Origin of the sequence: Salinigranum sp. (assembly GCF_041641895.1) — an archaeon.
Lineage (GTDB): Archaea > Halobacteriota > Halobacteria > Halobacteriales > Haloferacaceae > Salinigranum.
Genome location: NZ_JBEPXO010000001.1, coordinates 66,438 through 84,769 on the forward strand (window position 1 = coordinate 66,438; position 18,332 = coordinate 84,769).

Sequence of the window (18,332 nt, forward strand, 5' to 3'; positions counted from 1 at the left end):
CCCGCGACGACGCGGAGGTATCTCGGGTCGCGACCGGGTCCCGTCACCACTGGCCGGGCCACCACCACGACCGCTCGCCGGGAGACCGGGCAGTCGCTGGCGCGTGAGCCTCGTGAGGGTGAGAACGGAGAGTGAGAACGGGGAGTCACCCGCCGCTCGTGGGACGTCGGCCGCGAGGGTCGACCCCGTCGCGAAGCGAGCGGGAGGCGACACGCGGCCTCGGCCGAGACCGGGCCGCCGGTCGTGCGCTAGCCGTCGAGTTTCGTGAGGCAGTTGCCGCAGTAGCCGGCGAAGCCAGGGTTCGGGAGCCCACAGGACGAACACGCGACGAGGTCCGACTGCGACGTCCCGGAGACGGCGCCGCCCGTCAGGACGGCGGCGGGGCCGGGCGCGCCGGAGGGCTGTTCGTCGACCCGCTCCATGACGCGGTTCACCAGGTCGTCGTCGCGCATGCGGTCGAGCACGCGGACGAACCCGATGAACAGCAGGGAGGGGGCGACGATGCAGAACACCGCCACGAGCAGTCTGAAGGCAATACCCAGGTCCATACCCGGTGAAAGGAACCCACCCGTATGGTCTTGTCGGGGCTTCTCACCGCTGATAGCGGGGGGTAGAGGGTTAAATACCGTCGTTCACGATTTCCTGGCAATGCAGGTCCGAGACGTGATGACGACCGGGTGCGTGACGGTCCCCCACTCGGCGACGCTAGCCGACTGTGTCACCCGGATGCTCATGGCAGGTACGGGCAGTGTCGTCATCGACGACGATGGGCCGCTCGGCATCGTGACTGAAAGTGACGTCCTCCGCGCGGCACACGACATCGACGAACCGCTCGACGACATCCCCGCCCACGTGGCGATGTCGCACCCGGTCGAACGCATCGAACCGACGGCGACCGTCAGGAAGGCGGCGGAGCGGATGCACGACCTAGGCATCAAGAAACTCCTCGTCGCCCGCGGACTCGAGCCGGTGGGGATGGTGACCCTGACCGACCTCGTGTGGCACTTCTCTGACTTCCAGCGCGAAGCCGGTCGACTGGCCCTCGAGGGTCGCGCGTGGGAGCGCGGGGAGTGAGCAGCGCGCACGGGCGGCCGCCCACTCCGGCTCCCGAGAGCCTCTACTGGTCGTCCGCGATGGCCGACCCGGTCTCGGAGCCGGAGGAGACCGGCCCCACGGGCTGACCTGGCTTCCCGCCGCCGGGCCGCTGTGGACGGGGACTCCGACGCGACACCGCCTCGACGGAGCGCAGCGACCAGTGTCGACCGAGACACGTGTGTCGGCGGTGCCGCCCGGTGTGACAACGAGACGTCGGGTCACCCGGAGCGACCGAACGCCCCCGTGACCGCTCGGAGGTTCCCGCGGAGTCCCCACGAGAACTGTCGATCGAGGCCGACGAGCAAGACGAGATAGGAGGCTCCCCCGACCGCGACGAGGACGACGAGTTCGACGAGCGGCGGGACGGCAGTGACAGTCTCGCGAACGAACAGGGTCGTGACCGCCATGCCGACGCTCGCGACGAGCGGGACGGCCAGCTCCGTCACCACCTGTCGCGGGCCGACGCCGATGAGCCGGCGCATCAAGAACAGGTCGACGGGGAGTGCTACGAACACGTAGACGCCGGCCACCGCTCCTGCGGTCCCGGTGATACCGAACGCGGCCGTCGCGGGCAGGACGGCGAGCGCGAGTGCGCCGAGCCGGAGCATCCCGACACGGGTGATGTAGTCGGGGCGGCCGAGCGCCTTCCAGATCTGGTGGAACGCCGCCGTCAGCGAGACGAGGAGGCCGTAGACGGCGAGCAGCTGCATCGCGCCCGTCGCGGGGAGCCACTGCGAACCGAGGACGCCCTCGATGAACGTGGGCGCGACCACGACGATGCCGACCGCCATGGGGAACGAGACGAGGCTGACCAGCCGCATCGTGCGGACGAACGTTCGGCGGAGTGCCACGTCGTCGCCCTGCAGTTTCGCGTACGTCGAGAAGATGACGTTCGAGACGGTCTTCGTCACCTCCGTCGCGGGCGCGCTCGCGGTCCGAAAGGCGACCTGGTAGAGGCCGAGCGCCGTCGCACCGAGATACCAGCCGACGAAGACGTCGTCTCCCTTCCCGAGGAGGAACGCGAGGCCGTTGTTCGCGGTGATCCACTTGCCGTAGCCGAGCATCTCGGACGCGAGCGCGCGGTCGAATCTCGGGGACGGGCGGTACGGGTGCAGCAGGTACGACACGAACGCACGGGTCGCCTCCCCCGCGAGGTAGCCGAAGACGAGTGCCCAGACGCTCCGGAAGGCGAGTGCGAACGCGAGTGCGACACCGAAGTCGACGAACGACCCGGAGAAGCGGTAGACGAACTGCCGGTGGAACTGCAGGTCCTTCACGAAGTACATCGCGCCGGGATTCCGGAGGCCGCTGATGACGGGGATGAGCGCGACACCGCGGACGACGTCGGTCGCGCGTGGTTCGCCGAACGCGCCAGCGACGACTGGCGCGACGAGGAAGATGAACGCGCCGAGGGCGACCCCGCGGGCGACACTGAGCGTCCAGGCGGTGTCGAGATAGCGGTCGACGTTCGCCTCCGCGTTGTAGACGAGCGCCTCGTCGAGGCCGAGGCGGGTGAGGCGGTTGACACCACCGAAGGTGAGCAGCGCGATGCCGATGAGGCCGAAGTCGGCGGGCGTGAGGAGGCGCGCGAGGACCACGAGGACGACGAGTTCGAGCCCCCGAGTAGCGAGGTTCAGCCCGAGTTCCCACGCGCCGGAGCGGATGCTCCGGGTGGCGAGATCGCCCGTCGGGACCAGTACCGAATGGAGAGCGGCGAGGAAGCGGCGCATACAGAGATCACTGGAGTGGTACGTCTGTCTGCGTATTGTTATGAGGATCGTACCGATCGAACCAGCCGTCCCGGCGGCCGTGGCGTCTCGCGTGCTCCGACTCCGGTGTGTCTTGGTTCTACACGGCCTAACGGAGACGGATCACACGGCCCCAGGCTCGTCGGGACAGGAACCGTCCGGCAGGTGGGCCCCGTCACGGTCAGTCGCTGCTCTCCCGGTACACTCCTCTCCGGCGGCGTCCCCAGCGGGCGACTCACGAGGTCGACTCGTCACGGCTATCGGAGCGTGCTCCGGACGTTGCTCGTCGTGTTGCCCGTTCAGTCGCTCACCCGTTCGGTTCACCGATACATCGACGGGATACCTGAACTCAGGCCTGTTTCACCTTCGCCGCGAACTTCTCTCGCACCTTCTCAACTTTCGGTCTGGCGTGGAAGTTACAGTACGCGTCGTTCGGGTTCTTCTCGAAGTAGTCCTGGTGGTACGCCTCGGCCTCGTAGAACGTCTCCAGCGGTTCGAGTTCGGTCACCACGCTGTCGTCGTACTCCTCGTCCAGTGCCTCGATGTACGCCTCGGCGAGACGGCGCTGCTCGTCGTCGTGGTAGAGGACGATGGAGCGGTACTGCGAGCCGACGTCGGGGCCCTGCCGGTTCAACTGGGTGGGGTCGTGCACCGCGAAGAACACCTCGAGCAGTTCCTCGTACGAGATGACGTCGGGGTCGTACGCGACCTGGACCACCTCCGCGTGGCCGGTCTTCCCGGAGCAGACGGCCTCGTACGTCGGGTTCTCGGTGTCGCCGCCGGCGTACCCCGAGGTCACCTCTCTGACGCCGCCGAGTTCTTTCAGCGCCGCCTCGACACACCAGAAACAGCCACCACCGAACGTGGCGTAGTCGGTTTCGGCCATGGTCTCCGGTAGGGACTCTGTGGGTAAAGCCTCCGCGGCACCGACACTGGCCCGTCGTGTCCCGGAGGCGTCCGTCGCGGGCGACGAGAGACCTATGTACGCTGTAGCGCCTACACCCCCGCAGATGACCGCGGCACGCGACTCACCGACCCCCTCCACCGGCCACGACCCCGACCCTGACCGCATCCTCGTCGACGTCGACGGCACCCTCGCGTGGCAACTGCCCCGCGCCTGCCAGTACCTCGACGAGACGTACGGCGTCTCGCTCCGCCCCGAGGAGGTGACGGCGTGGGATTACCGGATTCCGGGCCACGACGCACACGACCACATCGGCGACCTCATCTTCGAGGCGTTCCGCCGCGACCCCGGGTGGTACTTCGGCGGGATGGACCCGATGCCTGGCGCGGCCGACGCGCTCGCCCGCCTCGGCGAGGAGTACCACGTCGCCATCGCCACGCACCGTCCGCCCGAGACGCACGACCACACGCGGACGTGGCTCCGTGACCACGACATCCCGTACGACGAGTTCGTCGAACAGGTGCCCGAGAACAAGGCCGAACTGGCGGGACGGGCGCTCGTCGACGACTACCACGGTAACGTCGCCGACGCTCTCGACGCGGGGATGGACGGCCTGCTGTTCAGCCAGCCCTACAGCGACGCCGCCGCCTGTGACGGCGCGACGGTCGTCGAGTCCTGGACGGACGTCGTCGACGCCCTCGAAGAGTAACCTCAGCCCGACCCGTCCGTCGACAGTTCGACGCGGTCGTGGATGGTCCCCTCCCGCGTGCGGAGGTGTCTCGGCTCGCGGTCGTTCTTCACGGCGAGCACTTCCGAGACGATGGAGAGCGAAATCTGGTACGGCGACCCACCGCCCAGGTCGAGGCCGACCGGCGTGTACAGGCGGTCGAGTTGCGCGTCGGACAAGGTCGTCCCCTCCGCCTCGAAGTCGTCGAGCATCTCCTCGAACCGTTCGTGCGGGCCCATCAGACCGACGTACGGGACGTCCGTCTCCAACAGTGCCTCGACAGCGAGGCGGTCGTCGACGTAGTTGTGCGTCGCGACGACGACGTAGGTGTTCGCGTCGAAGTCGAACTCCTCCGTCATCCGCGCGGGCGAAGTCGAGACCACCTCGCTGGCGGCGGGGAACCGGTCGGCCGTGGCGGCGGCGCCACGGAAGCCAACGACGGAGACCCGGAAGTCGACCTGCGAGCCGAGTTCGGCGATGGGGCCGACGTCGTGACCGGTCCCGACCACGACGAGCCTCGCGGGGGCGGCGAGGCCATCGACGAACACGGTCACCGACTCGCCGTCGAGGTCGACGGTCACGGAGTCGGCCTTCCCTCGCGTGGTCAGTTCCGCGGCGACTCCGCGCACCCGTTCGGCCAGGTCCGCGTCGAACCGCTCGCCGAGGTCGAACGCTTCCGACGCCGGGTCGTAGTAGGCTCGCGCGCCCGCGTTCGCCCCGTCGGTGACGGTCAGGACACCGACGTCGGCTCCCGCCGCGAACGCGTCGACGGCAGGGCGGTACGTCTCGTCGAGCGGTTCCAGCAGGATGTCGATTCGGCCGTTACAGCCCACCCCGAGCCCCCAGACGTCGTCGTCCGCCTCGGGCATGAGGTCGTAGTGTTCGACGCGCGGGGAACCGGCGTCGAGCACGTCGCTCGCGAGCGCCTGTACCTCCTCTTCGAGACAGCCGGCGGTGATGTGTCCGACGCCCTCGCCGTCCTCGGGGATGACCATCTTCGCGCCGGGGCGGCGGTACGCGCTGCCCTCGACGCGGATGACCGTCGCGAGGACGGCGCGGCGGTCGCTCTCCAGCAGGCGGCGTGCCTGTGCCAGTACCTCCGTCTCGGGGACGCTCCAGTTGGCGTCCCCGTCCGTCTCGTCCGTGTGGTGTGTGTCGGTCATGTGTCAGTGTTGGTTCGCTCGGGTGGTAACTGTAGCCCCGGCAGCGCCGTGTCGGCCGCGCAGTACACCTTCTGCAAGCCCGCGTCGTGGAGGTCGGTCCCGCAGTCGCCCGCGGCGACGTGCTCGCGGACGCTCGCGACGTCGCGGACTCGCGCGCCGGCGACGACGCCGACGCCACGGTCGAACAGCGGGTCGGGGAGCAGCGAGGCAGTCGCCCCGACGACGACCACCAGCGGAACCGCCGCTCGCTCGGCCGCCGCGAGGTACGCGTCGATGCCGCCGTAGACGAGCGTCGACCCGGTGACGAAGCAGACGTCCACGCCGTCGAACGCCGCGTCGGCCGCCCCGGGCGCGAAGAGCGTCGTCGGGACGTCGGTCGGGAGCGACTCGGGGTCGATGCCGCCGACGTCCCGCTCGACGACCCGGACGGAGACGCCGCCGAACTTCTTGAACGAGGGGCGGAACAGGCCGACGGTCGCGACTGTCTCCACCGAGGCGTCGAGCGCCGCCATCGGGTCGCCGGCCAGCCAGTCGACGTTCGGGGCCGACAGCGCGTTCAGCGTCGCGAGACCGACCGCCCGGGCCACGCTCCCGGGGGGCGCGTCGGTGGCCTGCTGCGCGAGTCGTTCGACGGTTGTGTCCGTCCTCTCGACCGACCCCCGGGGGCGGTGAGCGACGCCTGCCAGCGTTCCCTCGTCGGGGTGGCGACACGACACGAGGAGCGCCCGGTCGCCGACGGTGACGTGCGGCTCGGTCGCCGCCGCGGCCCGCGTCGACAGCGCGTCGCGCACCTCCCGCACGACTGCCTCGGCGTCGGCGGGCGCAGACATCTCAGGTCGCCTCCGGCGTCCGCTCGCGGAAGTCGTGTTCGTAGCCGATGGGACCGTGCGGCCCGTGTCGCCGAACCTGACGCGCTACCTCCGCGAGGTCTTCCGACCCCGAGAGCGCGAAGAGCCCGTCGACGTACGGGAGCGACGCCGCCATCCCCCGGCAGGTCGGTTCGTACTTCGCCGACGCGGCGAGCGGGTTCAGCCAGAGGACGGCCCGCGACCGGCCCGCGAGCCACGTCATCCCCCGTTCGAGGTCGGCGACGTCGCCGACGTCGAGGCCGTCGCTCACGACGAGCGTGACCGTCCGGCGGTCGACGGCGTCGGGCCACCGCTTCCGGAGTTCCGCGAGCGCGTGCCCGATTCGCGTGCCACCGCCCCACGCCACCTCGGCGCGTTCGAGCGCGGCGGCGGGGTTCCCACGCGACGCCGTGAAGACGTCGGTCACCTCGCGGACGTCGGTGTCGAAGAAGAAGACGCGGACGCCGCGCCCGTCCGAGACCAGCGCGTCGAGGAACCCGAGAAGGAAGCCGCGGTCGATGGTGTCGAGAACCGACCGGCTCACGTCGACGAGGACGCAGGTGCGGAACGCGGTCGGTTTCCGCTCCCGCGTCGGCAGCGACACGACCGCCCCGCCGGTGCTGACGCTCGACCGGAGGGCGCGCCGCGCGTCGACCCGTCGACCGCCACCCGCGGTCCACCGCCGCCCCGAGAGCGTCGAGAGCGCCCGCTCGAACTGCCGAACCGCGGCCGCGTCGAGCGGCCGACGCCGTCCCTCCTCGTCGACTTCACTCCCCGCGCCGCCGGCGCTGTACGTCGAGGCACGACTCCGCTCGGTCTCCGTCTCGTCGGTGTCGCCGCCGTCCGCGTCGTGGTCGACGAGTCGCCGCTCCCGGACCGCGTCGTCGGCCGGGTCGTCGCCGCCTCCACCGCTCCCGGCCGGGTCGCCACCGCCCGCAGCGACGGCTTCGTCGGCACCGTCGTTCGCGCCGTAGAACGCCCCGCTCCCCGAGCGGTCGCCGACGTCGTCGCTGGTGGCGGTCGCTTCCAGCCCCGTCCGGAGGCGGTACCAGAACTCGGGGAAGTGGTCGTCGAACGTCTCGGTGTCGCGGGCGTCGGTGACGAGCGTGGCGTGCGTCGCCGCGTAGACGCCCGCTCGGTCCCGGAGGCCGACCGTACAGAGCGCCTCAGTCGCGGAGAGTGCGGCGTTCGCCGGGACCGACAGCCCGTTCCGACGGAGCGTCCGGACGAACGACACCACCTCTCCGAGGACGTGGTCGCGGGCGGCGACGAAGTCGGGCGTCTCGTCGAACGAGTCCATGGCTCTCGGGTCTCAGTGGTCGGCCGCGCCGTCGCTCGTCGTCGGTTCGACCGTGCCGTCGGCGCGCCCCTCGTCTCGCTCGGCCCCTTCGGTCGCCTCGCGCGCCTCACGCGCCGCTCGCTCGAGACGTTCCAGGAGGGTCGCGTCCACCCGCTGGACGTCCTCGACCTCCTTCAGGAGCGTGCCGATGGTCCGTTCGATCTCTTCGGCGTCGATGTCGGAGCCGTCGTCGGGCGGGCGCAACTCCGCCACCGCCCGCGCCCAGTCGAGCGTCTCGGCGACACCCGGGCGCTTCAGGAAGGCGTTCTCGCGGAGTTCCGCGACGATGGCGCACACCTCGGCGGCGACCGTCGCGTCCAACTGCGGCACCTTCCGGCGGACGATTTCCCGCTCGGTCTCGTAAGAGGGGGCTTCGACGTGCAGGTAGAGACACCGGCGCTTGAGTGCGTCCGACAGCCCCCGCGTGCGGTTGGAGGTGATGATGACGATGGGGGGCGTCTCCGCGGCCACCGTGCCGAACTCGGGGATGGTGACCTGGAAGTCAGAGAGCACCTCCAGGAGGAACGCCTCGAACTCCTCGTCTGCCCGGTCGACTTCGTCGATAAGCAGGACGGGAGGCGTGTCGCCCTCGTGAGTCAGCGCGCGCAGGAGCGGTCGCTCGAAGAGGTACTCCTCGGAGAAGACGCCGTCCTCGACGGTGTCGCCCGACTGCACCGCGAGCAACTGTTTGGTGTAGTTCCACTCGTAGAGGGTGTTCTCCGCGGCGAGGCCCTCGTAGCACTGTAACCGGATGAGCTCCGTCGCGAAGCTCTCGGCCAGCACCTTGCCGAGTTCGGTCTTGCCGCTCCCGGGTTCCCCCTCGATGAGGAGCGGCTTGCCCAGCCGGAGCGCGAGGTACACCGTCGTCACGAGCGTGTCGTCCGCGACGTAGTCGGCCGCCTCGAACCGCTCGCGGAGTTCGTCCTCGGTGACCGACGAGACGGGGCCCGTCACGACTCGACACGCTCCAGGAACCGCGCAGGGTCGTCGACGAACGCCTCCCGACAGCCGACGCCACAGAAGTGGTAGGTCTCTCCGTCGTGGGTGGCAGTCGCCGCCGCTTCGCCGACGACGACGTCCATCCCACAGACCGGGTCGGTGACGACCGCTCTCTCGGTGGCCACGGTGCCGTTCGGCTCACCCGCTCCGTCGCTGTCCGTGGCGGTTTCGTCCGCGGACGCGTCCGTGGTCGCCGTCCCCGTCTCCGACCACTCGCCGGTCGTGGCCGCGTCGAGCGTCCCCGCGTCCGTCACCTCACCGGCGCGTCGGACGGCAACGAGTTCCGCGAGCACGCTCACGCCGACCTCCTCGGGCGTCTTCGCCCCGATGTCGAGACCGGCGGGCGAGGTGACGGCGGCGCGAACCTCGTCGGCGGCGCGGCCGGTCCGGTCGGCGACCCGTTCGCAGAGTTCGTCCGCGCGCCGACGACTGGCGACGAGGCCGACGTACGGAACCCCCGACGCGAGGGCCGCCGCGACGGTGACGTCGTCGGTCGCACCCATCGACGCGGCGACGACCCACGTCGCACCGCGGACGATCTCGGCGAGGGCGTCCACGTCGTCGGTCGCAGTCGCCACCTCGTCGGCGCCCGCGACTTCGGTACCCGAGGGGACGACGGCGGTCACCGCGAACGAGAGTTCGCTCGCCAGCCGGACGAGCGCCCGCCCGATGGGCGAGTCGCCGACGACGACGAGCCGCGCCGGGGTCGTCACCGGTTCCACGAACAGTTCGAGCGTCCCCTGGCTGTGACACCGCATCGGGAACGCCTCCAGACCGGGACGGTCGACGGTGTCGGGGTCGGGCGCGATGCCGACGAGTCTCGGCTCGCCGGTCTCCAGGGCCGCCTTCGCCTCGCGGATGGCGACCGACTGGGCGCAGGCGACGCCGCCGATCCAGCCCAGTAGCTCGCCGTCGGGCGTGACGACGGCTCGGTCGCCGACGTGCGCCGACACGGGCGCCTCGCGGCGGACGACGGTCACCCGCGCGAACGGACGACCCGCTTCGGTGTACTCTCGGGCGACTCGGTCGACAGTCTCCGGTGAGGCGGCGGCGTCTCTCGAGCGGCCGCTGGTGTCCGTCTGGGTCTGGGCGTCGGTGTCGTCTGTCATCTGGTCTGTGGTGTGCGTTGGGTCGGTGGCTCGGTGAATCGGTGGCTCGGTGACTCGGTGACTCTGTCGACGACGGTGAACGGCCGGCGTCGGACGGCCCGACCCTGCCGACCCGCCGTCGGTCGGGTCGGGGCCTCAGTCGTCTGCGGACGTCTCGCCCGCGTCGAAGTCGAAGCGCTCGGCCGGGTCGAGCGTCAGTCCAGCCTCGTTCATGACCGACCAGACGCGGTCGGGAGTCATGGGCATGTCGACGTGGCGCACCCCGGCGTGTGCCATCGCGTCGACGACGGCGTTGACGATGGCCGGCGGCGACCCCACCGTCGGGGACTCGCCGACGCCCTTCGCACCGATGGGGTGGTGCGGTGACGGCGTCACCGTGTAGTCGGTGTCCATGTGCGGAATCTCCATCGCCGTCGGGAGCAGGTAGTTCATGAAGTCACCCGCGGTGACGTTGCCGTTGTCGTCGAACGTCACCTCTTCGAGCATCGCGGTGGCGATGCCCTGCGCGAGGCCGCCGTGGACCTGGCCCTCGATGACCATCGGATTGATCCTGTTACCGCAATCGTCGAGCGCGTAGAACTTCCGGATGTCCACCTCGCCGGTCTCGCGGTCGACCTCGACGACGCAGACGTACGCGCCGAACGGGAACGTCATGTTCGGCGGGTCGTAGTAGTCGACCGCCTCCAGTCCGGGCTCTTCGTTCGGCGGCGAGTTGGTGTAGGAGGCGAAGGCGACCTCCTTCATCGTCACGGTGCGGTCGGGTGCACCCTTGACCTGGAACGCCCCCGTCGAGCGGTCCCAGACGACGTCCTCCTCCGCCACCTCGAGTTCGTTCGCGGCGATGCTCTTGGCCTTCTCGCGGACCTTCCGGGCGGCCACCGCGGTGGCGGCCCCCCCGACGGGCGTCGACCGGGACGCGTACGTCCCCAGCCCGTAGGGGTCGGTGTCGGTGTCGCCGTGTTCGACGGTGATGTCTTCGACGTCGAGGCCGAGTTCCTCCGCGACGATTTGAGCGAACGTCGTCTCGTGGCCCTGCCCCTGCGTCTGGACGCCGATGCGCACCGTCGCGTTGCCGGTCGGGTGGACGCGAATCTCCGCGGAGTCGAACATCTCGACGCCCGCGATGTCGCACTGCTTGCCGGGGCCGGCACCGACGATTTCGGTGAACGTCGAGAAGCCGATGCCCAGGAGTTTGTCGTCGTCCGCCTCGCGGCGGCGTCGCTGCTCCTCGCGGAGTCCCTCGTAGTCGACGGCGTCCAGCGCCTTGTCGAGTGCACGCTCGTAGTCGCCGGAGTCGTACGTCCACCCCGTCGCCGACTCGTACGGGAACGCCTCCTTCGGGATGAAGTTCTTCCGCCGAATCTCGGCGGGGTCCATGTCGAGTTCCTGTGAGAGCACCTTCACCATCCGCTCGACGAGGTACACTGCCTCTGTAACCCTGAACGAGCACCGGTAGGCGATGCCGCCGGGGGCGGTGTTGGTGTACGCCGCGTCGAGTGTACAGTACGCGGCCGGGACGTCGTACGACCCGGTGAATATCTTGAAGAAGCCCGCCGGGAACTTCGACGGCTGGGCCGCGGCGTTGTACGCGCCGTGGTCGGCGAGGACGTCCACGTCGATGCCCTGGATGATGCCGTCCTTCGTGGCGGCGACACGCCCGGTCATCTCGTAGTCGCGCGCGAAGTGCGTCGTCTGGATGTTCTCCGACCGCTCCTCGACCCACTTCACGGGCTGCCCGATGACGTACGACGCCGCGGCGGCGATGACGTACCCCGGGTAGATTGGCACCTTGTTGCCGAATCCGCCGCCGACGTCGGGGCTGACGATGCGCACCTTGTGCTCGGGGATACCCGACACCATCGAGAACAGCGTCCGGTGGGCGTGGGGCGCCTGCGAGGTGAGGTGGACCGTCATCTTCTCGTTGGCGGTGTCCCAGTCGGCCACGCAGCCACAGGTCTCGATGGGCGCGGGGTGGATGCGCTGGTAGTACATGTCCTGCTCGACGGTGACGTCGGCCTCCTCGAACGCCTTCTCGGTGGCCTCCTTGTCGCCCGTCTCCCAGGTGAAGATGTGGTTCGAGTCGTTGTCCTCGATGTCGTCCCTGACGAGAGGGGCGTCGGGTTCGAGCGCCTTCCGCGCGTCCACGACGGCGTCGAGCGTCTCGTACTCGACTTCGACCTTGTCCGCGCCGTCCCTCGCGATGTAGCGGTCGGTGGCGATGACCGCCGCCACCTCCTGTGACTGGAACTTCACCTTGTCCTGCACGAGGACGTCCTGAGTGTCGTCCATCAGCGTCGGCATCGTCGCCAGGTCGTACTCGGCGAGGTCCTCCGCCGTGAGGACGGCGACGACGCCGTCGACGGCCAGCGCCCGGTCTTTGTTGATGGACTTCACGTACGCGTGGGCGTGGGGGCTCCGGACGACCTGGCAGTGGAGCATCCCGTCCTTCTTGATGTCGTCGACGTAGTTGCCGCGTCCCGTGATGAACCGGCGGTCTTCCTTGCGTTTGACCTCCTCGCCCATCCCACCGCGGCCGTGGCCGTGGTGGGTCTCGGGGTCGGGACCGCCGTCCTCGTCGTGTCGGTACTTCGCGTCGGGTTTCTCGCTCTCGCTGCTCATCGGTCCACCTCCTCGCCGTCGAACTCGACGTCACAGCCACAGCCGGCGCCGCAGTCGAAGCCGCCGTCGGCGGCGGCCTCTTGTTCTTGGGGGTTCTCGACCGGCGACTCGGGCGGTTCGCGGTCGTTGAACACGTCCGCGGCGTACTGGATGGACTTGACGATGTTCTGGTAGCCGGTGCAGCGGCAGAGGTTGCCGCTGATGTTCTCGCGAATCTCCGCCTCGGTCGGGTCGCTGTTCTTCTCCAGCAGCGCCTTCCCCGCCATGATCATGCCGGGCGTACAGTAGCCGCACTGCAGGCCGTGCATCTGCCGGAAGCCCTCCTGGATGGGGTGGAGGTCGTCGGAGCGACCCATCCCCGCCTCGGGGAGGTCCGCCATCCCCTCGACGGTGGTCACGTCGGCCCCGTCGGCCTGGACGGCGAACATCAGACAGGACTTGACGGCCTCGCCGTCCTTGTAGACGGTGCACGCGCCGCAGTTACCCGTGTCACAGCCGATGTGCGTTCCGGTGAGGTCGAGGTCCTCGCGGATGGCGTGGACCAGGAGTCGACGCGGTTCGACGCTCAGTTCCCGTTCGGTGCCGTTGACGGTGATGGTGATGTCCTTCTCGCTCATTGTCGTGCACGCTCCACGGCCGAGGCGAGCGCCCGCTGGGTCAGTACGCGCGTCATGTTCTCCTTGTAGTCGGCGCTCCCGTGTTCGTCCGACTCGGGGTGAGCCGTCTCGGCCGCGGCCTCGCCCGCGCGCTTGAACAGGTCGCCGGAGGGCGTCTCGTCGACGAGAATCTCCGCGGCGTCCGGAACGGCGATGTTCGTGATGTCGACGGCCGTGAGCGCGACGCCGGCGTCGGTGATGACGCCGTCTTCGAGGACGACGCGAGCGGCGACGCCGACCATCGCGTAGTCGCCCACCTTGCGCTTCAGTTTGTGGTAGGCGCTGCCCTCTCCCTCGGCGGGAACGGGGACGCGGAGTTCGGTGATGAGTTCCGTCTCGTCCAGCATGTTGTCGTACGGCAGGAGGAAGAACTCCTCCGCCGGGATGACCCGCTCGCCGTCGGGGCCGTTGGCGACGACGTCGCCGTCGTGCGCCAGGAGGACGGTCCCCCAGTCGCCCTTCGGGTCCGACTGGGCGACGCTGCCGACGACTGTCCCCCGGTTCCTGATCTGTGGGTCCGCCACCAGCGGTGCGGCGTCGAAGAAACTCCCGTACTTCTCAGCGACGAGGTCGGACTCCTCGACGTCGACGTGGCGGCAGAGCGCGCCGATACGGAGGTGGCCGTCCGTCTCCTCGAGGAAGTCGAGTTCCGCGATGCGGTTCAGGTCGATGACCGTCTCCGGACGCGCGAGTCGGAAGCGCATCATCGGGATGAGGCTCTGTCCTCCCGCGAGGATGGTCGGTTCGTCGAGACTGTCGAGGAGGCTCACCGCCTCGTCGACTGTCGTCGGTTCGTGGTGTTCGAATTGTGCTGCTTTCATGGGTCGCGGTCAGAGGAGCCCGCTGAGTCGGTCACGGATGCCGCTCGACTTCTCACTCTCCTCGAACCCGGCCATCTGCTTCTGGATGTTCTTGAAGAAGTTCGAGACGATCTTGTCCGCGACGGGGTTCATGACGCGGCCACCGAGTTGGGCGATACGCCCGGAGACGTCGGCCTGCGTCCCCCACTTGACGACGGAGCCGGTCTCCGTCTCCTCGATGTCCATCCACGACTCCATCTCGAAACTGCTGTTCGAGGCGTCGCCGCCGCCGGTCGCGACCATGTGCGGGAACTCGCGCTCCTGGATGGTGACGCGCGTCTCGAACCGCGGCTTGACGCTGCCGACGCCGACCTGCATCAGCGCGGCGTAGACACCACCCTCGACGAACGCTCGCTCGGCGACGACGTCGGGGTCGGCGTCCGGGAGCGTCTCGATGTCCTCCTCCGGTTCGTACTCGTCGAAATTGAAGTCACCGTCCTCGATTCTCGTGATGTAGCGGCACCCCTTGAGGGCGTCACGTACTGCGATTGGATCCGAGAGGACGATCCACGCGTCCTCTGGCGATACACCTTCCAGTTCGAATTCACCACTGAACTCCATTCTTGTACTAGCCCCTATGCGAGTGCTAAGACTCGTGCGTGTGACGAGTAGCCACTCTCATAAACGTTACTGAAAAACCGGGTGTTCGCGTCGAACAGAGGCCGGCGATGGGGGGCGCGGACGGCGGTGGAGAGCGAGGGAACGGGTACCCGACAGTCAGTCGTCGGACGACGAGACGACCTTGCGAACGATGACGTGGCCGTCCTCGACGTGCCACTCCACGCGGTCACCCTCGCCGACGTCGAGGAAGTTCCGGACGGGTTTCGGGATGGTCGTGAGATTCTTCTCCGAGATTTTCGTGTCCGCGAGCAATCCCATAGATTTCACCTAGGGCCTGCATAGACGTCAGTCGTAATCAACGTTGTCGTGGACGGGAACGTCGTCTCCGCGCGACCGGCAGCGATGGACCGCCCGGGCGGGCCGACCCGGGGAGTCGTCGCCCGGTTCGTCACCCACCGTCCGTCGCCCGGACCGGCGCCTGGTATTATACCGCACCACGCGTAGGGGGAGGGCATGGACTGTGCTCGCTTCTTCGAGGCTGTCGACGAACTGGTCGGTGACCGCCTCGTCCGGTCCCGGCAGACACAGACCGGCGGGCAGTGCGTCGTCGACTTCTTCCACCCGTCGACGGCGGCACGGCTCGGCGACGACAGCCTCGTGACGGCGTTCAACCGGAGCGGCATCGTGTGGGCACCGCCGGCGCGCAGGCTCGGCGTCCAGCTCAGGGTTCCGGAGGCGGACGAGACGCGGGTCAGAGCGGCGCTCGAGCGGGGACCGTTCCCGGTCGACCGGACCGACCACCGGGGGGCGTCCGCGCCGGACGGCGAGATGGTGATGCTCGTCCACTACGCCGTCCGCGAGACGGACGTCGACGACGACGACTTCCGGGCGACGCTGGCGGCCGTCGCCGCGGCGCTCGACCCGGCCGACGCCTGACGTGTCACCCCACCGCGTGAGAGGATTTAACAACCACCCTCGCTAACCCGCGGGGCGTGACACAGGACACCCCCGACACCGACGAGTCGCCGCCGTACGACGTGATGCTCACCGTCCCGGAGGCGGCACGGCGCGTCCACACGCTCCGGCAGTCCGTCCTCGTGACGCGGTCGGCCGAGACCGTGCCACTCTCCGACGTCGGCGGGCGGACGCTCGCGACGGACGTCGTCGCCGACGTCGACCAGCCACCGCACTCACACGCGACGATGGACGGGTTCGCGTTCGACGCGACGGACGCGTACCCGCTCCGCCTGCGCGACGACTCCGTCTTCCCCGAGGACGAACCTCCCGAGATCGGGGACGGAGAAGCGGTCCGTATCGCCACGGGCGCCCCCCTCCCGCCGGGTGCGAACACGGTCCTCAAACGCGAGGAGGCGACGGTCACCGACGCGGACGGGGAGGAACACCTCGACGGGCCGACGCTCGCACCGTGGACGTACGTCTACCGCCGCGGGAGCAACGTCTCCGCGGGCGAGACGCTCTTCTCGGCGGGGGAGCGTCTCTCCGCGAAGGACGCCATCCTGCTCCGTGACCTCGGCCACGAGTCGGTCGAGGTCCACGAGCGGTTCTCGGTGGCGTTGCTCGCCACCGGCACCGAGATACACGAGGGCCGACACACAGACCTCGACTCGCCGATGCTGGGAGCGCTCGTCCGTTCGTGGGGGCACGCGGCGACGTACGAAGGGTCGGTCCCCGACGACTACGAGACGGTCCGCGACCGGGTCCGCGAGTTGGCTACCGAGTACGACGTCGTCGTCACCACCGGAGGGACGAGCGTCGGGAAGAAGGACTACGCCGTCCGTGCGCTGGCCGATCTGGGCGAGGTGCTGTTCCACCGGGTCCGCATCCGCCCGGGCAAGCCCATCGCCGTCGCGTCCCTCCCCGACCAGGACGCCGTCGCCTTCGCCATCCCCGGGAAACCGGTCGGCGCGCACGCCGTCACGACGCTCGTCGCGCGCCCATTCTTCGTCGGCGACGCGTACGCGGTGCGCCCCACCGTGACGGCGACGCTCACGCGCGGGTTCGACATCGGCGTCGAGGGGTTCGACTACGTGGTGCCGGTCACGCTGTCGGGCGACGGGGACGGGCGCGAAGCCCTCCCGCTGGGCCACGTCGACTCCCCGCTGACCGTCTACGACGAGACGTTCGACCCGAGCGTCCTCTCCTCCAGTACGCGGGCGACCCGTGCGGACGGGTTCGTCGTCACCGACGCGGGCGTCGAGGCCGGCGCCACCGTCGACGTCGTCCCGTACGACGTCGTCGAGCGATGACGGAGCAAGGCGAGCGTGAGCGGCGGCAGGCCGACGAGCGGGCCACCGACGGACACCCCGAGTCCGAGGGACTGCCCGTCGTCCACCCGCCGGCAGCGGGTGGGGCGACAGGGAGGGACGGGAACACCCCCCGCGTGGCCGGCGTCCTCCTCGCCGCGGGGACGAGTTCGCGGTTCGGCGAGGCCAACAAGCTACTGGCCTCGCTCGACGGCGACCCGCTCGTCCGCCACGCTGCCCGGACGCTCGTCGAGGCGGGACTCGACCCGCTGGTCGCCGTCGTCGGGCACCAGCGTGACCGGGTCGCCGCCGCGCTCGACGGCCTCGGCTTCACCCTCGTGACCAACCCGGAGTACGACGACGGACAGGCGACTTCTGTCCGGCGGGGGGTCGAGGCGCTCGACGGCGAGGCAGTCGACGCCGTCGTCTTCGCACTCGGCGACATGCCCGCAGTCGACCCCGAGAGCGTGCGGTCACTCGTCACCGCCTACCGGACGGGCGAGTGGACGGCGCTGGCGGCCGCCGTCGGAGGGGTGCGGGGGAACCCGGTGCTCTTCGACCGCCGACACTTCGACGCGCTCACCGACGTCTCGGGCGACAGGGGTGGACGACGGATTCTCGAGGAGGGGGCGCGCTCGGCGCTGGTCGAGACGGGGGACGACGGCGTCCGCCACGACGTCGACACACCCGCGGACCTCGAACGGTGGTAATCGTCAGGCGCCAGCCGTCAGTCGTCCGCGCGCCTCGCCCACTGGTGGACGCCGTGTCGAGAGAGCCGTTTGACCGACGTGGGCGACGGTGCCGACTGCTGGAGGCTCGGACCGACGAGGTACCGGCCCGTCTCGTCGAACTGCGGTCCCTCCCGGAGCAGTCCCCGGTCGCACATCGTCCCGAGGACGTCCGTGACGGTCCGTTCGCGTCCCGCGACGAGGTTCGCCTCCTCGACGACGCTGTCGACGTCGACGGACCCGCGGAGATACGCGAGTCTGATGGCGGCGACCCAGACCGGTTCGCGGTTCAGTTCTCGACACATGAGGGTCCATCGCGCCGACGGGCGGGGCCATCCCGTCACGCCACACGGTTCGTCCCGTCTAAAAGACCAGACGATATATAATTCAACCGTTCGAGTCAATCGTTCGAGTCAATCTCGCCGTCGCAGCGCGATGGAGGTCAGGCCCTCGCGTGGAGCACTGGCCGTGCCGTGGCGAGGTGCCGTGCGGAGCGGGCGGGTACCCTCCGGTCCGGCGGAACGCTGTGTGGTGCGACGGGACGCGACACGCCGACGCGGCACGAGCCCCGACTAGTCGGCGGCTTGTGCCTGTCCGCCCTGGCTCTGTCCCATCTCGGCGGGGTTCTTCATCCCCTCCTTGACACCGAAGCGGACCAGCACGGCGTTGACGGGGAACGCGAAGACGAACCCGACCGACAGCGAGAATACGA

The 18,332-nt window shown here is 69.5% G+C and carries 19 protein-coding genes; 5 read left to right on the forward strand and 14 right to left on the reverse strand.

The window, feature by feature from the left end; all coding sequences use genetic code 11:
• Positions 1-248 precede the first annotated feature (248 nt).
• Positions 249-548 (reverse strand): zinc ribbon domain-containing protein, encoded by a 300-nt coding sequence (locus ACESK5_RS00340; protein WP_372909543.1) that lies wholly within the window; start codon positions 546-548, stop codon positions 249-251.
• 100 nt (positions 549-648) lie between these two features.
• Here ACESK5_RS00340 and ACESK5_RS00345 point away from each other — a divergent pair, with 100 nt between their 5' ends.
• Entirely contained in the window at positions 649-1,074 is a 426-nt protein-coding gene (locus tag ACESK5_RS00345) for a CBS domain-containing protein (protein ID WP_372909544.1), read from the forward strand.
• A 239-nt stretch (positions 1,075-1,313) separates the two neighbouring features.
• On the opposite strand, the gene ACESK5_RS00350 is transcribed toward ACESK5_RS00345, so the two are convergent.
• Positions 1,314-2,825 carry a lipopolysaccharide biosynthesis protein gene (locus tag ACESK5_RS00350; protein WP_372909545.1) on the reverse strand — a complete coding sequence of 504 codons (1,512 nt, stop codon included), beginning with the start codon at positions 2,823-2,825 and terminating at the stop codon, positions 1,314-1,316.
• Between the two features lie 367 nt (positions 2,826-3,192).
• Positions 3,193-3,729: a peptide-methionine (S)-S-oxide reductase MsrA gene (gene msrA, locus ACESK5_RS00355; RefSeq protein ID WP_372909546.1), complete on the reverse strand. Its 537-nt coding sequence runs from the start codon at positions 3,727-3,729 to the stop codon at positions 3,193-3,195.
• A gap of 124 nt (positions 3,730-3,853) precedes the next feature.
• Here msrA and ACESK5_RS00360 point away from each other — a divergent pair, with 124 nt between their 5' ends.
• Complete coding sequence (locus tag ACESK5_RS00360) at positions 3,854-4,456, forward strand: hypothetical protein (RefSeq protein WP_372909547.1); 603 nt, start codon at positions 3,854-3,856, stop codon at positions 4,454-4,456.
• 2 nt (positions 4,457-4,458) lie between these two features.
• Here ACESK5_RS00360 and ACESK5_RS00365 read toward each other — a convergent pair whose 3' ends face one another.
• From ACESK5_RS00365 to ACESK5_RS00410, 10 genes are all read right to left on the reverse strand, one after another.
• Positions 4,459-5,637 carry an XdhC family protein gene (locus tag ACESK5_RS00365; protein WP_372909548.1) on the reverse strand — a complete coding sequence of 393 codons (1,179 nt, stop codon included), beginning with the start codon at positions 5,635-5,637 and terminating at the stop codon, positions 4,459-4,461.
• Positions 5,634-6,467, reverse strand: coding sequence for a Rossmann-like domain-containing protein (locus ACESK5_RS00370; RefSeq protein ID WP_372909549.1), 834 nt, complete (start codon positions 6,465-6,467; stop codon positions 5,634-5,636). Before ACESK5_RS00370 ends, ACESK5_RS00365 begins: the two co-directional genes overlap by 4 nt.
• Before the next feature lies 1 nt (position 6,468).
• Positions 6,469-7,785, reverse strand: coding sequence for a VWA domain-containing protein (locus tag ACESK5_RS00375; protein WP_372909550.1), 1,317 nt, complete (start codon positions 7,783-7,785; stop codon positions 6,469-6,471).
• A 12-nt stretch (positions 7,786-7,797) separates the two neighbouring features.
• Positions 7,798-8,778 carry an AAA family ATPase gene (locus ACESK5_RS00380; RefSeq protein WP_372909551.1) on the reverse strand — a complete coding sequence of 327 codons (981 nt, stop codon included), beginning with the start codon at positions 8,776-8,778 and terminating at the stop codon, positions 7,798-7,800.
• A complete protein-coding gene (locus ACESK5_RS00385; protein ID WP_372909552.1) occupies positions 8,775-9,932 on the reverse strand; it encodes an XdhC family protein in 1,158 nt (385 codons plus the stop codon). Before ACESK5_RS00385 ends, ACESK5_RS00380 begins: the two co-directional genes overlap by 4 nt.
• A gap of 135 nt (positions 9,933-10,067) precedes the next feature.
• Positions 10,068-12,551, reverse strand: coding sequence for an aerobic carbon-monoxide dehydrogenase large subunit (locus ACESK5_RS00390; protein WP_372909553.1), 2,484 nt, complete (start codon positions 12,549-12,551; stop codon positions 10,068-10,070).
• Positions 12,548-13,168, reverse strand: coding sequence for a (2Fe-2S)-binding protein (locus tag ACESK5_RS00395; protein WP_372909554.1), 621 nt, complete (start codon positions 13,166-13,168; stop codon positions 12,548-12,550). Before ACESK5_RS00395 ends, ACESK5_RS00390 begins: the two co-directional genes overlap by 4 nt.
• Complete coding sequence (locus tag ACESK5_RS00400; protein WP_372909555.1) at positions 13,165-14,028, reverse strand: xanthine dehydrogenase family protein subunit M; 864 nt, start codon at positions 14,026-14,028, stop codon at positions 13,165-13,167. The genes ACESK5_RS00395 and ACESK5_RS00400 overlap by 4 nt, the downstream gene beginning before the upstream one ends.
• Before the next feature lie 9 nt (positions 14,029-14,037).
• Positions 14,038-14,628, reverse strand: a complete 591-nt coding sequence (locus ACESK5_RS00405; RefSeq protein WP_372909556.1) for a CoxG family protein — start codon at positions 14,626-14,628, stop codon at positions 14,038-14,040.
• 156 nt (positions 14,629-14,784) lie between these two features.
• On the reverse strand, positions 14,785-14,946 hold the full coding sequence (locus ACESK5_RS00410) for an AbrB/MazE/SpoVT family DNA-binding domain-containing protein (protein ID WP_372909561.1): 162 nt from the start codon (positions 14,944-14,946) through the stop codon (positions 14,785-14,787).
• A 195-nt stretch (positions 14,947-15,141) separates the two neighbouring features.
• On the opposite strand from ACESK5_RS00410, the gene ACESK5_RS00415 reads away from it, so the two are divergent.
• From ACESK5_RS00415 to ACESK5_RS00425, 3 genes are all read left to right on the forward strand, one after another.
• Entirely contained in the window at positions 15,142-15,564 is a 423-nt protein-coding gene (locus ACESK5_RS00415) for a hypothetical protein (RefSeq protein WP_372909557.1), read from the forward strand.
• 104 nt (positions 15,565-15,668) lie between these two features.
• Positions 15,669-16,895, forward strand: coding sequence for a molybdopterin molybdotransferase MoeA (locus ACESK5_RS00420; protein ID WP_372909562.1), 1,227 nt, complete (start codon positions 15,669-15,671; stop codon positions 16,893-16,895).
• Complete coding sequence (locus tag ACESK5_RS00425; protein WP_372909558.1) at positions 16,892-17,602, forward strand: NTP transferase domain-containing protein; 711 nt, start codon at positions 16,892-16,894, stop codon at positions 17,600-17,602. Before ACESK5_RS00420 ends, ACESK5_RS00425 begins: the two co-directional genes overlap by 4 nt.
• Positions 17,603-17,619: 17 nt before the next feature.
• Here the strand turns inward: ACESK5_RS00425 and ACESK5_RS00430 are convergent, their stop codons facing one another.
• Positions 17,620-17,925 carry a hypothetical protein gene (locus ACESK5_RS00430; protein WP_372909559.1) on the reverse strand — a complete coding sequence of 102 codons (306 nt, stop codon included), beginning with the start codon at positions 17,923-17,925 and terminating at the stop codon, positions 17,620-17,622.
• Positions 17,926-18,332: the final 407 nt, after the last annotated feature.

Bases quoted from the DNA above. Each gene is read 5' to 3' on its own strand.
- ACESK5_RS00385 (WP_372909552.1), bottom strand. From the start codon at position 9,932: ATGACAGACGACACCGACGCCCAGACCCAGACGGACACCAGCGGCCGC.
- ACESK5_RS00370 (WP_372909549.1), bottom strand. From the start codon at position 6,467: ATGTCTGCGCCCGCCGACGCCGAGGCAGTCGTGCGGGAGGTGCGCGAC.
- ACESK5_RS00345 (WP_372909544.1), top strand. From the start codon at position 649: ATGCAGGTCCGAGACGTGATGACGACCGGGTGCGTGACGGTCCCCCAC.
- ACESK5_RS00400 (WP_372909555.1), bottom strand. From the start codon at position 14,028: ATGAAAGCAGCACAATTCGAACACCACGAACCGACGACAGTCGACGAG.
- ACESK5_RS00430 (WP_372909559.1), bottom strand. From the start codon at position 17,925: ATGTGTCGAGAACTGAACCGCGAACCGGTCTGGGTCGCCGCCATCAGA.
- ACESK5_RS00410 (WP_372909561.1), bottom strand. From the start codon at position 14,946: ATGGGATTGCTCGCGGACACGAAAATCTCGGAGAAGAATCTCACGACC.
- ACESK5_RS00395 (WP_372909554.1), bottom strand. From the start codon at position 13,168: ATGAGCGAGAAGGACATCACCATCACCGTCAACGGCACCGAACGGGAA.
- ACESK5_RS00425 (WP_372909558.1), top strand. From the start codon at position 16,892: ATGACGGAGCAAGGCGAGCGTGAGCGGCGGCAGGCCGACGAGCGGGCC.
- ACESK5_RS00415 (WP_372909557.1), top strand. From the start codon at position 15,142: ATGGACTGTGCTCGCTTCTTCGAGGCTGTCGACGAACTGGTCGGTGAC.
- ACESK5_RS00340 (WP_372909543.1), bottom strand. From the start codon at position 548: ATGGACCTGGGTATTGCCTTCAGACTGCTCGTGGCGGTGTTCTGCATC.
- ACESK5_RS00390 (WP_372909553.1), bottom strand. From the start codon at position 12,551: ATGAGCAGCGAGAGCGAGAAACCCGACGCGAAGTACCGACACGACGAG.
- msrA (WP_372909546.1), bottom strand. From the start codon at position 3,729: ATGGCCGAAACCGACTACGCCACGTTCGGTGGTGGCTGTTTCTGGTGT.
- ACESK5_RS00350 (WP_372909545.1), bottom strand. From the start codon at position 2,825: ATGCGCCGCTTCCTCGCCGCTCTCCATTCGGTACTGGTCCCGACGGGC.
- ACESK5_RS00365 (WP_372909548.1), bottom strand. From the start codon at position 5,637: ATGACCGACACACACCACACGGACGAGACGGACGGGGACGCCAACTGG.
- ACESK5_RS00360 (WP_372909547.1), top strand. From the start codon at position 3,854: ATGACCGCGGCACGCGACTCACCGACCCCCTCCACCGGCCACGACCCC.
- ACESK5_RS00420 (WP_372909562.1), top strand. From the start codon at position 15,669: ATGCTCACCGTCCCGGAGGCGGCACGGCGCGTCCACACGCTCCGGCAG.
- ACESK5_RS00375 (WP_372909550.1), bottom strand. From the start codon at position 7,785: ATGGACTCGTTCGACGAGACGCCCGACTTCGTCGCCGCCCGCGACCAC.
- ACESK5_RS00405 (WP_372909556.1), bottom strand. From the start codon at position 14,628: ATGGAGTTCAGTGGTGAATTCGAACTGGAAGGTGTATCGCCAGAGGAC.